The following is a 12,856-nucleotide window of genomic DNA, read 5'->3' as shown; positions in this document are numbered from 1 at the left end:
CTTACTTATACCTGATAGCCGGGTTAATGGCGGCATAGAGCACGTCCACCACTAAGTTAATAAGAATAAACTCCAGAGAGAAAAGCAGGACTTCAGCCTGAATGACCGGATAGTCACGCATGTCGACCGAATCCACCAGCAGACGCCCCAGACCTGGCCAGTTAAACACTTTTTCCACCACAATCGAGCCGCCCAACAGAAAGCCAAACTGCAGCCCCATCATTGTCACCACCGGGATCATGGCATTACGAAAACCATGTTTAAGCACGACCCATTTTTCGCTGACCCCTTTTGCCCGGGCTGTGCGGATATAATCCTCACTCAGAACGTCAACAAACGACGCGCGGGTAAAGCGCGCCATCACCGCAGCCACGGCCGCCCCCAGGGTCAATGAGGGCAGAATATAGTGCTTCCAGGTATCAGCCCCGACCGTAGGCAGCCAGCCCAACTCAACGGAGAAGATCTGCATCAGCAACATTCCCAATGCAAACGCCGGAAACGAAATCCCCGTCACAGCAAGCGCCATACCCAGCTTATCCGGCCAGCGATTTCGCCAGACGGCCGCGACAATCCCGGCGGCAAGGCCAAACAGCACCGCCCAGCTCATGCTGGCAATCGTTAACCAAAACGTCGGCATAAAGCGGCTGGCAATTTCTTCGGAGACCGGACGACGCGACACCATCGAGGTTCCAAAATCCCCCTGCAAAACGTTCCCGATATAATGCAAGAACTGCTTATAAAGTGGCTGATCAAGACCCAGCTGTTTACGGACCAGCTCAATCACTGACGCATCAGCTTCTGGCCCTGCGATTAATCTGGCCGGATCGCCCGGCAGCAAATGGACAAACAAAAACACCAGCACCGCCACAATGAGCAGCGTAGGAATTAGCCCCAGCAGGCGTTTAAAAACATAATTCAGCATGCCTTTCCCTCTCATCCCGCAGACCGCCGCCTGCGGGAGTGAGTTTTCTTATTTCAAATCAGCGTCATCAAAACTAAAGCCCGTATCCGGCATGATGTAGAACCCGGTCAGCGCCTTGTTATGGGCTGACACCAGTTTTTCCACCACCAGCGGAACCCACGGCGACTCTTTCCAGATGATATCCTGCGCGTCTTTATAGAGGCGCGCTTTCTCTTCAGGTTTTGTGGTTTTCAGGGCATCGGCAAGGTCTTTATCTACCTGCGGATTACTGTAAAACGCGGTGTTAAACAACGTCGGCGGCCAGTTCTGGGAGGCAAACAGCGGCGACAACGCCCAGTCGGCTTCACCGGTTGAAGCCGACCAGCCGGTGTAGAACATTCTCACACCGCTCTCTTTCTGTCCTTTGCCTTCCACCTCAGCCGCACGTTGTCCGGCATCCATCGCCGTCACCTGTGCTTTAATTCCTACCTGCGCCAGCTGCTGCTGGGTGAACTGCAGCACCTTTTGCGCAGTGCTGTGATTATGCGACGACCAGAGTGTGGTGCTGAAACCGTTCGGGAAACCGGCCTCTTTTAACAACGCTCTCGCTTTAGCGGGATCGTACGGCCACGGCTGATAGCTTTGCGCATAAGCAATGGCTGGCGGCAATACGCCCGTGGCTGGCGTTGCGTAACCGGCAAACGCCACTTTCACTAACGCCTGGCGGTTGATGGCGTAGTTTATCGCCTCACGCACTTTTGGGTTATCAAACGGCTTTTGCGTGACATTCATGCTGATATAGCGCTGCATGATCGACGGGCTGGCCACCAGCTCAAGCTTGCTGTTTTTCTCCAGAATCGCGGCTTGCTCATACGGGACCGGGAACGCAAACTGCGCTTCACCCGTTTGCAGCATCGCGGCACGGGTATTGTTATCCACGACCGGACGCCATGTAATCGTGTCCAGCTTTGGCAACCCCTTCTGCCAGTACCCGGCGAATTTCTGCACCTTCACAAAATCGGTCTGATTCCAGGTCAATAGTTCATATGGCCCTGTTCCCACCGGGTGAAAACCAATCTCTTTGCCATATTTTTTGAGTGCAGCAGGCGAGATCATCGCCGTTGCCGGATGCGCCAGGATATTAATGAACGCTGAGAACGGCTCTTTCAGGGTAATTTTCACCGTCGACGGGTCAACCACCTCGGTACTGGCAATGGTTTTGTACAGGTTATAGCGCTTGAGGCTGTTTTCCGGGTTACTGGCGCGATCAAGGTTAACTTTTACCGCTTCGGCATTGAAATCCGTCCCGTCCTGGAACTTCACACCGGTTCTGAGTTTGATGGTATACACACGCCCGTCGTCCGATATCGTGTAGCTCTCAGCGAGGACATTCTTCAGCTTCATCTCTTTGTCGAGCCCGAATAAACCCTGATAGAAAGATTTAGCCACAGCCTGCGACAGAGTGTCATTGGCATCGTAGGGGTCCAGTGTCGTGAAGTTGGACCCCACGGCAACCACCACATCTTTGGCAGCGAACGCGGGTGCTGCGGTCAGGGCTGCCGTCACGCTCGCGGCTAACAGCCATGTACGAGCAACAAATTTAACCATTGTGTTCTCCTGCCTGTTGTAAGTTATAACCGCGAGAATGCATTGTCCTGACGCGGCGGTGCAACGAAATGACCGGGGCCAACTTCACGAAGCGTGACACGCTCCATCGACTCACCCCGTTTACGAATATTGCCTGGCATCTCATCTTGCAGTAACACACGCTGCCCGTGGCGATGTGAAGGATCAGCAACCGGCACTGCCGCCATCAGCTTGCGCGTGTACGGATGTTGCGGGTTTTCAAACACCGCTCTGCGGGGGCCAATCTCAACAATCTGACCCATCAGCATCACCGCCACGCGATGACTGATGCGCTCCACCACCGCCATATCGTGGGAGATAAACAAGAAGGCGATACCCATATCCCGCTGTAAATCGAGCAGTAAGTTGATAATCTGTGCCCGGATGGAGACATCCAGCGCCGAGACAGATTCATCGGCGATCACCACTTTCGGATTCAGCGCCAGCGCCCGGGCAATGCAGATACGCTGACGCTGACCACCAGAAAACTCGTGCGGATAACGCCAGGCATGTTCAGGCAGTAACCCTACACGCTCCAGCAACCACGCTACACGCCGCTGAGCCGCGTCACCGTGGAGCAGGTTATGAACCCGCAACGGTTCCATGATCGAATACCCTACCGTTTGACGAGGATCGAGGGAGGCATACGGATCCTGAAAAATAAACTGAATATCTCGTCGTAACGGCTGCAACTTGCCGGGTGCAAGGGTATCGATACGCTCGCCATTGAAGGTAATACTCCCCTCCTGGGATCCCACCAGCCTGAGCAAGGCTCGCCCGGTGGTGGATTTACCGCAACCCGATTCCCCCACCAGCGCCAGCGTTTCACCAGGCCATAAATCAAAACTGACATTCTCAACCGCATGGACTTCGCGCTTCACACGATTAAAGAGCCCACTGCGCAGGGGAAAACGGGTCACCAGACCGCGGACCTGAAGGATCGGTTCACCCGCAACGACGGTATCTTGTTCTGCGTACTGGCGTTCAGGGGAAGCCTGGCAAACCAACGGAAAACGTCGCGGAAGATCGCTCCCTTTCATCTCGCCCAGGCGCGGCACAGCGGCGAGTAGCGCCTGAGTATAAGGGTGAACTGGCGCATGAAAGATTTGCTCTACGCTGCCCATTTCTACCGCTTCGCCCTGATACATCACCAGCACGCTGTCCGCAATGTCCGCTACCACGCCCATGTCATGGGTGATAAAGATCACCCCCATGTCCATTTCCTGCTGGAGTACTTTGATCAGTTGCAGGATCTGAGCCTGAATCGTGACATCCAGTGCGGTCGTCGGTTCGTCGGCGATAAGCACCGCAGGGCGGCACGATAACGCCATCGCAATCATGACTCTCTGGCGCATACCGCCGGAAAGCTGGTGCGGGTATCGTGACAGCATGGCCTGCGCTTCGGGAATACGTACGCGTTCAAGCATGCGTTTTGCTTCAAGCAGTGCTTCATCACCGTTCAATCCCTGGTGTAAACGGATGGACTCGGCAATCTGCTCACCCACCGGAAAAACCGGATTTAACGAGGTCATCGGCTCCTGGAAAATCATTGCGATGTCCGCGCCACGCACGCCCTGCATTTGCGACGAGCTAAGCTCAGATAAATCAATCACCTGCTGGTTACGTCGACGCAGCAGCATGCTGTCGCAGCTGACCTTACCACCCGCCTGCTCAATCAGACGCATTAACGACAGCGCCGTGACCGATTTCCCAGAACCAGATTCCCCCACAATCGCCAGCGTCTCTCCACGGTTAAGCGAAAACGACAGATTTTTTACTGCGGGGATGAACTGCCGCTCTTCCTGAAACGCAATATTCAGCTGATGAACCGCCAGAACTTCCCGGCTGTCCAGTTCCTCACTGTGCGGCACGTTGTACCCCCTTATTCACGATAAATTCCTGTGCTGGGTTCATCCCCGGCATACCCCCAGGCGCGGTACATTCCTTCGCTGTTAAAGGGCAACGCCACGTTTCCTTCGTGATCGACGGCAATTAATCCCCCGCGCCCCCCCAGAGCGGGCAATTTTTCCATCACCACACGCTCACAGGCCTCGGCAAGGCTTAACCCGCCGTAATCCATCAGCGCGGTAATGTCATAAGCGGCGAGAGCCCGAATAAACACTTCGCCCGTTCCGGTACAGGAGACAGCCGCCGTCGCATTGTTGGCGTAGCATCCCGCTCCGGGTAGTGGGCTATCGCCAACCCGTCCCGGCAATTTATTGGTCATTCCGCCCGTCGAGGTTGCCGCCGCCAGGTTGCCCGCTTTATCGAGGGCAACTGCACCGACCGTGCCCATTTTGCTGCGTTCATCCAGCGGAGCGGCGTGATCCAGGCGAGTCACGCCGGCTGAACGCGCCTCCAGCAACTGCTGATAACGTTCAGGCGTGGAAAATATCTCCGGCGATACCGATTCCATTCCTTGTTCAAAAGCGAATTGCTCTGCACCTGCACCTGTCAGCAGGACATGGGGACTGTGTTCCATGACCTGTCGCGCAGCAAGAACGGGATTACGCAGATGACTCACTCCGGCGACAGCTCCCGCCTTCAGGCTTGCTCCGTCCATCACACATGCATCCAGTTCGTGTGTTTCATCGCGGGTAAACACGGAACCGATACCGGCATTAAAAAGCGGGCACTCTTCCAGCAGACGTACCGCCTCGGTAACAACATCCAGCGCGCTCTCGCCAGCTTCCAGCATGCGCTGGCCGGTCTCCACAATGGTATAAAGCGCGTCAATATAACGCTTTTCCTGCTCCGGACTGAGCTGCGCACGGGTGATTGCCCCGGCCCCGCCATGAATTGCGATTACCGCATTGACCATTTCACATCACCCATCAGCCTGACTTGCTGCTTTTTCTATAAATATCATTATCGTCGATGAAACTTCAGATGATTTTTGAATATAGAAAGACGCAACTGCGATGTAAAGGCTAAGCCCATGGGGTCATACAGTTAGTGGCACTTTTCTGCCATAATGGGCGCTTTCGTTGTTATCCCGCAGGAGCCACCCATGGATTTTACCGCCGGACTGATGTCGCTTGAGACGGCACTCACGCAGATGCTCGATCGCATCACCCCGTTGCACGATCAGGAGACACTGCCGTTAGTGCGCTGTTTTGGTCGTATTGTTGCGCGCGATATCGTCTCCCCACTCAACGTGCCAGGATTCGATAACTCCGCAATGGACGGTTACGCGGTACGCCTGGCGGATATCCAGACGGGAGCCGCGTTGCCTGTCGCCGGTAAAGCGTTCGCCGGTCAGCCGTTTAGCGGTGAATGGCCAGCAGGCAGTTGCGTGCGGATTATGACCGGTGCGCCGGTTCCCGCGGGTTGTGATGCCGTGGTGATGCAGGAAGAAACCGAACAAACCGAAGGCGGTGTCCGCTTTACTGCCAGTGTTAAAGCCGGCCAGAACATCCGCCGGGCGGGTGAAGATATTACGCGCGGTGCAACCGTATTCACGGCCGGACAAAAACTGACGGTCGCCGAACTGCCCGTGCTGGCATCGCTCGGTATAGCCGATATTGACGTTATCCGTAAAGTTCGCGTGGCGCTTTTCTCAACCGGAGATGAATTACAGTCGCCAGGGCAGCCACTGCATGACGGTCAGATTTATGACACCAACCGTCTGGCGGTCCATCTGATGCTGGAGCAACTGGGCTGTGAAGTGGTTAACCTCGGGATCATTCCGGATGACCCGGAGAAACTGCGTGCGGCCTTTATTGAAGCGGATGCCTCCGCTGACGTGGTGATCAGTTCAGGTGGCGTCTCCGTAGGCGAAGCGGATTACACCAAAACCATTCTCGACGAGCTGGGCGAAATCGGCTTCTGGAAACTGGCCATCAAACCGGGCAAACCTTTCGCATTTGGCAAACTGAAACACAGCTGGTTCTGCGGCCTGCCGGGTAACCCGGTTTCAGCGGCGCTGACCTTCTATCAACTGGTGCAGCCGCTGCTGGCAAAACTTTCTGGTAACACCGCCAGCCCGCTTCCGGAACGCCTGCGCGTGCGAACGGCAACACGGCTGAAGAAATCGCCGGGTCGTCTCGATTTCCAGCGCGGTATACTGGCGCGCAACGCCGATGGAGATCTGGAAGTCAGCACTACGGGTCATCAGGGTTCGCATATTTTCAGTTCGTTCAGCCAGGGGAACTGCTTTATCGTGCTTGAGCGTGAGCGCGGCAATGTGGATGTCGGTGAATGGGTAGAGGTGGAAACCTTCAACCACCTGTTCGGAGGCTAATCATGGCGGTAGAACTGAGCGATCAGGAGATGCTGCGATATAACCGCCAGATTGTGCTGCGCGGTTTCGATTTTGACGGTCAGGAAGCCCTCAAGGCCGCTAACGTCCTGGTTGTCGGACTGGGGGGACTGGGCTGCGCAGCCGCACAGTATCTGGCTGCTGCGGGCACAGGCCGTATGACGTTGCTGGATTTCGATACGGTGTCGGTCTCCAATCTGCAACGTCAGACGCTACACAGCGACGCGACCGTTGGCGAACCGAAAGTCGACTCTGCGCGCCAGGCTCTGGCACGTATTAATCCTCACGTTCAGTTCACGCTCATTGATGCCATGCTGGATGACGACGCGCTGTTCGCGCAAATTGCCCGGCACGATCTGGTGCTGGACTGCACCGATAACGTCGCCATTCGCAATCAGCTGAATGCAGGCTGTTTTGCCCATAAAATTCCGCTGGTTTCCGGCGCGGCTATCCGCATGGAAGGGCAAATCAGCGTATTTACCTACGCCGAGAATGAGCCCTGCTATCGCTGTTTAAGCCGTCTGTTTGGTGAAAATGCGCTGACCTGTGTGGAAGCGGGGGTGATGGCGCCGCTGGTCGGGGTGATAGGGTCGTTGCAGGCCATGGAAGCCATCAAAGTGTTAGCCCATTACGGCACACCGGCTGCGGGGAAAATCGTGATGTATGACGCGATGACCTGCCAGTTTCGTGAGATGAAACTGATGCGAAACCCTGGGTGTGAGGTGTGTGGGGGCTAAAACAAACGGCAACCCTCGGGTTGCCGTTTTCGTGTTTGCCCTCTCTCCCTGTGAGGGAGTGTGGGCATCAGGCCGCATCAATTAAATCGACGTTCGCCCAAACGCGCTCTGCCAGTCCTGTTCAAACTTCGCGACAGCGGCATCAACCGCTGGTGAAGTGATAAACTGCTGTGCGACATCCAGCGGCAATGTAATCGACTCACATCCCGCCAGCAGACAATCCAGCGCCTGACGCGGCGTCTTAAAGCTCGCCGCCAGCACTTTTGACTGTGGCGCGTGCAGCGTCAGCAATTGCTGTAATTCCGCAACGGTCTGGATCCCGTCACCGCCCTGGGCATCGACACGGTTAACGTAAGGTGCGACGTACTCTGCTCCCGCCAGAGCAGACAACATGCCCTGGGCTGCACCATAGACAGCCGTTCCCAACGTCGGGATCCCTTCAGCCTTCAGCACTTTGATGGCCGCCAGACCTTCTGCCGTCACAGGGACTTTCACCACCAGGTCTTGAATAATCGCGCGGAGTTTGCGCGCATCTTCCACCATCCCTTCAGCGGTCGTTGCCATCACCTGAGCGAACAGTCGCCCTTTCCCGCCCATTGCGTCATGCAATTCCGGCAGTAACACCTCCAGCGGTTTTTTCCCGGCTGCCACAATGCTTGGGTTGGTTGTTACCCCCGCCAGCGGGAAAACACGCGCCAGCTTTTTAACTGCCGCAACGTCGGATGTGTCGAGATAAAGTTCCATGATGTAACCCTCAAAATTAGCCTGCACTAACCCTATCACGGCAAAACCCGCTCAAGAGTTGACCCATATCAAGATAACTTTCATTCGAAAGTAATTTAATCTTCATATGCAACACGAGAGGCGAAAAAATGATCTTCAATATTCAGCGTTATTCTACCCACGATGGCCCCGGAATTCGTACCGTGGTGTTCCTGAAAGGTTGCTCACTGGGCTGTCGCTGGTGTCAGAACCCGGAAAGCCGTTCCCGCACGCGGGATGTGCTGTTTGACGCTCGCCTGTGTCTTGAAGGGTGCGACCTGTGCCAACAGGCGGCGCCGGGCATTATCGATCGCACGCTGAATGGGCTGGTCATCCACCGCGAAAAACTGAGCGAAGAGACGCTCGACACCCTCACCTCATGTTGCCCGACGCAGGCACTCACCGTTTGCGGCGAAGAGCAGCAGGTCCCGGAGATTATGGCGACCGTTTTGCGCGATAAACCATTTTACGATCGAAGCGGCGGCGGGATCACCCTCTCCGGTGGCGAACCCTTTATGAACCCGGATCTCGCCCTTTCCCTGTTTAAATCCAGCCACGATCAGGGCATACATACGGCGGTCGAAACTTGCCTGCACGTGCCGTGGCACTATATCGAACCATCCCTGCCCTATATCGATCTGTTCCTGGCCGACCTGAAACACGTCGAGGGTGACGTTTTCAAACAGTGGACGGACGGATCGGCAAAACGGATTCTGGATAACCTGAAACGCCTGGCTGCCGCCGGAAAACAGATTACGATCCGTGTACCGCTGATCCAGGGCTTTAACGCTGATGAAGCATCCATTACCGCTATTACTGATTTTGCCGCCGATGAACTGAACGTTCACGACATCCATTTTCTGCCCTATCACACGCTGGGCATGAACAAATACACCCTGCTCGACCAACCTTACTCTGCCCCTGATAAACCGCTGGATAACCCTGCGCTACTGGACTTTGCGCAGCAGTATGCCTGCCAGAAAGGGTTAACCGCGACCTTACGAGGATAAATATGATGACTACTCTGAATCTCAACACGCTCAGCGACCGTATTAAGGCACACAAAACCGCCCTGGTGCATATCGTTAAGCCGCCGGTCTGTACCGAACGCGCGCAGCACTATACCGAGATGTACCAACAGCATATGGACAAGCCTATCCCGGTGCGTCGTGCACTGGCCCTGGCGCATCACCTGGCACAACGCACCATCTGGATCAAACACGATGAGTTGATTATCGGTAACCAGGCAAGTGAAGTGCGCGCCGCGCCCATCTTCCCGGAATACACCGTCTCCTGGATAGAAAAAGAGATTGATGATCTGGCTGATCGTCCTGGTGCAGGCTTTGCGGTAAGCGAAGAGAATAAACGCGTTTTACATGAGATTTGCCCCTGGTGGCGTGGTCAGACCGTACAGGATCGCTGCTACGGCATGTTTACTGATGAGCAAAAAGGTCTGCTGGAAACCGGTATTATCAAAGCCGAAGGCAACATGACATCAGGCGATGCACACCTGGCCGTTAACTTCCCGCTGGTACTGGAGGAAGGTCTTGATGGCATGCGCCGCAAGGTGGACGAGCGTCGTTCCCGCATCAACCTGACCTACCTGGAAGACCTGCACGGCGATCAATTCCTGAAAGCGATCGATATTGTGCTGGAAGCGGTGAGCCTGCATATCAAACGTTTTGCTGGCCTGGCGCGCGAAATGGCCTCCAGCGAAACCCGTGAAAGCCGCCGCGATGAACTGCTGGCAATGGCCGAAAACTGCGATGTGATTGCCCACGAACCACCAAAAACCTTCTGGCAGGCGCTACAGCTGTGCTACTTCATCCAGTTGATCCTGCAAATTGAATCCAACGGTCACTCCGTATCGTTTGCCCGTATGGACCAGTATCTCTATCCGTACTATCGCCGCGACGTGGAACTGAACCAGAGCCTTGACCGCGAGCACGCCATCGAGCTGCTGCACAGCTGCTGGCTGAAGCTGCTGGAAGTGAACAAGATCCGCTCCGGCTCGCACTCTAAAGCCTCTGCGGGTAGCCCGCTGTACCAGAACGTCACCATCGGCGGACAAACGCTGATCAATGGCGAGCCAATGGATGCGGTGAATCCACTCTCTTACGCCATTCTGGAATCCTGCGGCCGCCTGCGCTCAACACAGCCAAACCTGAGCGTGCGTTACCATGCTGGCATGAGCAACGATTTCCTCGATGCCTGCGTGCAGGTCATTCGCTGTGGCTTTGGTATGCCCGCCTTTAACAACGATGAAATCGTGATCCCGGAATTCATCAAACTCGGCATAGAGAGAGAAGATGCCTACGACTATGCCGCCATTGGCTGTATCGAAACCGCAGTGGGTGGTAAGTGGGGCTATCGCTGTACGGGCATGAGCTTTATTAACTTCGCCCGCGTGATGCTGGCCGCACTGGAAGGCGGCCGCGATGCCACCAGCGGAAAAGTCTTCCTGCCTCAGGAAAAGGCTCTTTCTGCCGGTAATTTCGATAATTTCGACGAGGTCATGGCGGCCTGGGATACCCAGATCCGTTACTACACGCGTAAATCCATCGAGATTGAGTACGTGGTGGATACCATGCTGGAAGAGAACGTGCACGATATTCTCTGCTCGGCCCTGGTCGACGACTGTATTGAACGCGCGAAGAGCATTAAGCAAGGCGGCGCGAAGTATGACTGGGTTTCAGGTCTCCAGGTCGGCATTGCTAACCTCGGTAACAGCCTGGCTGCTGTGAAGAAACTGGTCTTCGAACAGGGTGCGATCGGCCAGCAACAGCTTGCTGCCGCACTGGCCGATGATTACGAAGGGCTGACTCACGAACAGTTGCGCCAACGTCTGATCAACGGTGCACCGAAGTACGGTAACGACGATGACAGTGTGGACTTACTGCTCACCCGTGCCTATGCAACCTATATCGAAGAGCTGAAGCAGTACCACAACCCGCGCTATGGCCGTGGCCCAATTGGAGGGAACTACTACGCCGGTACGTCCTCAATTTCAGCTAACGTGCCGTTTGGCGCAGCCACCATGGCGACACCGGACGGACGTAAAGCGCACACGCCGCTGGCTGAAGGGGCAAGCCCGGCATCGGGTACAGACCATCTCGGCCCAACTGCAGTCATCGGCTCCGTCGGTAAATTACCAACGGAAGCCATTCTGGGCGGCGTGCTGTTAAACCAGAAATTGAATCCGTCAACGCTGGAGAATGACAGTGACCGCCAGAAGCTGATGGTACTGCTGCGTACGTTCTTTGAAGTACATAAAGGTTGGCATATTCAGTACAACATTGTCTCCCGTGAAACGCTGCTGGAAGCGAAGAAACATCCGGACCAGTATCGCGATCTGGTGGTGCGCGTAGCGGGTTACTCAGCGTTCTTCACTGCCCTGTCACCAGATGCGCAGGACGATATTATTGCGCGTACAGAACATACGCTGTAACAGAGTCCCCCTCACCCCGGCACTCAACTGGCGGGAGAGGATAAAAACACTAAAACGGCAACGTCGGTTGCCGTTTTGCTTTTACTTTCGAATGAAATAAATTTGTGGTTCAGGTCACGTTGTTATTAGAATGTTGCTGGTCGCAGTAATATTCAGGAGCGCAATGTATGACCGTTAAAGTTATCGTCACCGATATGGACGGAACTTTTCTTGATGATGCCAAGCAGTACGATCGTATCCGCTTTCAGGCGCAATTCGAGCAACTTAAAGCCCGTAATATTGAATTTGTTGTCGCCAGCGGCAACCAGTATTACCAGCTCATCTCCTTCTTCCCGGAACTGAAAGAACAGATCTCTTTTGTGGCAGAAAACGGCGCTCTGGTTTTCGAACACGGGGAACAGATTTTCCATGGCGAGTTGACTCGTCATGAGTCACAAATTGTGATTGGTGAACTGCTCAAGGATAAACAGCTTAACTTCGTGGCCTGCGGTCTGGACAGCGCCTATGTGAGCAATACCGCGCCGGAAGAGTTTGTGGCACTGATGTCAAAGCACTATCACCGCTTAAAACGCATCAGCGATTACCGTGAGATCGACGATGTGCTGTTCAAGTTCTCCCTGAATCTGCCAGACAGTGATATCCCTGGTTTAATCGATAAGCTGCATGTGTCGCTGGACGGCATTATGAAACCTGTCACCAGCGGGTTTGGCTTTGTCGATTTGATTATCCCAGGCCTGCACAAAGCCAATGGCATCAGCCGGTTACTGAAGCGCTGGAAAATCTCGCCACAGGAGTGTGTCGCCATCGGTGACAGCGGCAACGATGCCGAAATGCTCAGGCTGGTGAAGTATTCATTTGCCATGGGTAATGCCGCAGAAAACATCAAAGCGATCAGCCATTTTGCCACTGACGATAACAACCACCAGGGCGCACTGAATGTCATTCAGGCCGTGCTCGATACCGCTTCCCCGTTCGACGCCTGATCCCCCGTTGCCGGTGTCATTCCCCGGCAACACACTCTTTTTTCATCCTGTGCTGTACGTCAAGATTTTAAACTTGCATTAACCATTTTTTAACTTAAAGTATCACTTGTAGATATTTTTACTTTCGAATGAAAGATG

Annotated in this window: 10 protein-coding genes; 5 read left to right on the top strand and 5 right to left on the bottom strand. The window is 54.8% G+C overall.

Annotated elements, in window-relative coordinates:
• Position 1: 1 nt before the first annotated feature.
• The 4 genes from gsiC to iaaA are packed head-to-tail and all read right to left on the bottom strand — an operon-like array spanning position 2 to position 5,348.
• On the bottom strand, positions 2-922 hold the full coding sequence (gene gsiC / locus HV346_RS06940) for a glutathione ABC transporter permease GsiC (RefSeq protein ID WP_181622798.1): 921 nt from the start codon (positions 920-922) through the stop codon (positions 2-4).
• 48 nt (positions 923-970) lie between these two features.
• Positions 971-2,509: a glutathione ABC transporter substrate-binding protein GsiB gene (gsiB, locus tag HV346_RS06935; RefSeq protein ID WP_181622797.1), complete on the bottom strand. Its 1,539-nt coding sequence runs from the start codon at positions 2,507-2,509 to the stop codon at positions 971-973.
• Between the two features lie 23 nt (positions 2,510-2,532).
• Positions 2,533-4,398, bottom strand: a complete 1,866-nt coding sequence (gene gsiA, locus HV346_RS06930) for a glutathione ABC transporter ATP-binding protein GsiA (protein WP_181622796.1) — start codon at positions 4,396-4,398, stop codon at positions 2,533-2,535.
• A gap of 11 nt (positions 4,399-4,409) precedes the next feature.
• Entirely contained in the window at positions 4,410-5,348 is a 939-nt protein-coding gene (gene iaaA / locus HV346_RS06925; protein WP_181622795.1) for a beta-aspartyl-peptidase, read from the bottom strand.
• A 189-nt stretch (positions 5,349-5,537) separates the two neighbouring features.
• Between iaaA and moeA the strand changes: the two genes are divergently transcribed.
• Both moeA and moeB read left to right on the top strand, forming a co-directional pair.
• Complete coding sequence (gene moeA, locus HV346_RS06920) at positions 5,538-6,770, top strand: molybdopterin molybdotransferase MoeA (protein WP_181622794.1); 1,233 nt, start codon at positions 5,538-5,540, stop codon at positions 6,768-6,770.
• Between the two features lie 2 nt (positions 6,771-6,772).
• Positions 6,773-7,525 (top strand): molybdopterin-synthase adenylyltransferase MoeB, encoded by a 753-nt coding sequence (moeB, locus tag HV346_RS06915; RefSeq protein ID WP_181622793.1) that lies wholly within the window; start codon positions 6,773-6,775, stop codon positions 7,523-7,525.
• An 81-nt stretch (positions 7,526-7,606) separates the two neighbouring features.
• Here moeB and fsa read toward each other — a convergent pair whose 3' ends face one another.
• A complete protein-coding gene (gene fsa, locus HV346_RS06910) occupies positions 7,607-8,269 on the bottom strand; it encodes a fructose-6-phosphate aldolase (RefSeq protein WP_181622792.1) in 663 nt (220 codons plus the stop codon).
• Positions 8,270-8,397: 128 nt separating this feature from the next.
• Between fsa and HV346_RS06905 the strand changes: the two genes are divergently transcribed.
• From HV346_RS06905 to HV346_RS06895, 3 genes are all read left to right on the top strand, one after another.
• Positions 8,398-9,297, top strand: coding sequence for a glycyl-radical enzyme activating protein (locus HV346_RS06905; protein WP_181622791.1), 900 nt, complete (start codon positions 8,398-8,400; stop codon positions 9,295-9,297).
• Positions 9,298-9,302: 5 nt separating this feature from the next.
• Entirely contained in the window at positions 9,303-11,735 is a 2,433-nt protein-coding gene (locus HV346_RS06900) for a formate C-acetyltransferase/glycerol dehydratase family glycyl radical enzyme (RefSeq protein ID WP_181623711.1), read from the top strand.
• Positions 11,736-11,902: 167 nt separating this feature from the next.
• Positions 11,903-12,718, top strand: a complete 816-nt coding sequence (locus HV346_RS06895; RefSeq protein ID WP_181622790.1) for a Cof-type HAD-IIB family hydrolase — start codon at positions 11,903-11,905, stop codon at positions 12,716-12,718.
• Positions 12,719-12,856: the final 138 nt, after the last annotated feature.

Origin of the sequence: Enterobacter sp. RHBSTW-00994 (assembly GCF_013782625.1) — a bacterium.
In the GTDB taxonomy this organism is placed as follows: domain Bacteria; phylum Pseudomonadota; class Gammaproteobacteria; order Enterobacterales; family Enterobacteriaceae; genus Enterobacter.
The sequence above is the reverse complement of the archived record's forward strand: the minus strand, read 5'-3'. Positions and strand labels throughout refer to the sequence as shown.

Excerpts from the sequence above, each read along its gene's own strand:
- gsiC (WP_181622798.1), bottom strand. The coding sequence starts at position 922 with ATGCTGAATTATGTTTTTAAACGCCTGCTGGGGCTAATTCCTACGCTG.
- gsiB (WP_181622797.1), bottom strand. The coding sequence starts at position 2,509 with ATGGTTAAATTTGTTGCTCGTACATGGCTGTTAGCCGCGAGCGTGACG.
- iaaA (WP_181622795.1), bottom strand. The coding sequence starts at position 5,348 with ATGGTCAATGCGGTAATCGCAATTCATGGCGGGGCCGGGGCAATCACC.
- moeA (WP_181622794.1), top strand. The coding sequence starts at position 5,538 with ATGGATTTTACCGCCGGACTGATGTCGCTTGAGACGGCACTCACGCAG.
- moeB (WP_181622793.1), top strand. The coding sequence starts at position 6,773 with ATGGCGGTAGAACTGAGCGATCAGGAGATGCTGCGATATAACCGCCAG.
- fsa (WP_181622792.1), bottom strand. The coding sequence starts at position 8,269 with ATGGAACTTTATCTCGACACATCCGACGTTGCGGCAGTTAAAAAGCTG.
- HV346_RS06905 (WP_181622791.1), top strand. The coding sequence starts at position 8,398 with ATGATCTTCAATATTCAGCGTTATTCTACCCACGATGGCCCCGGAATT.
- HV346_RS06900 (WP_181623711.1), top strand. The coding sequence starts at position 9,303 with ATGACTACTCTGAATCTCAACACGCTCAGCGACCGTATTAAGGCACAC.
- HV346_RS06895 (WP_181622790.1), top strand. The coding sequence starts at position 11,903 with ATGACCGTTAAAGTTATCGTCACCGATATGGACGGAACTTTTCTTGAT.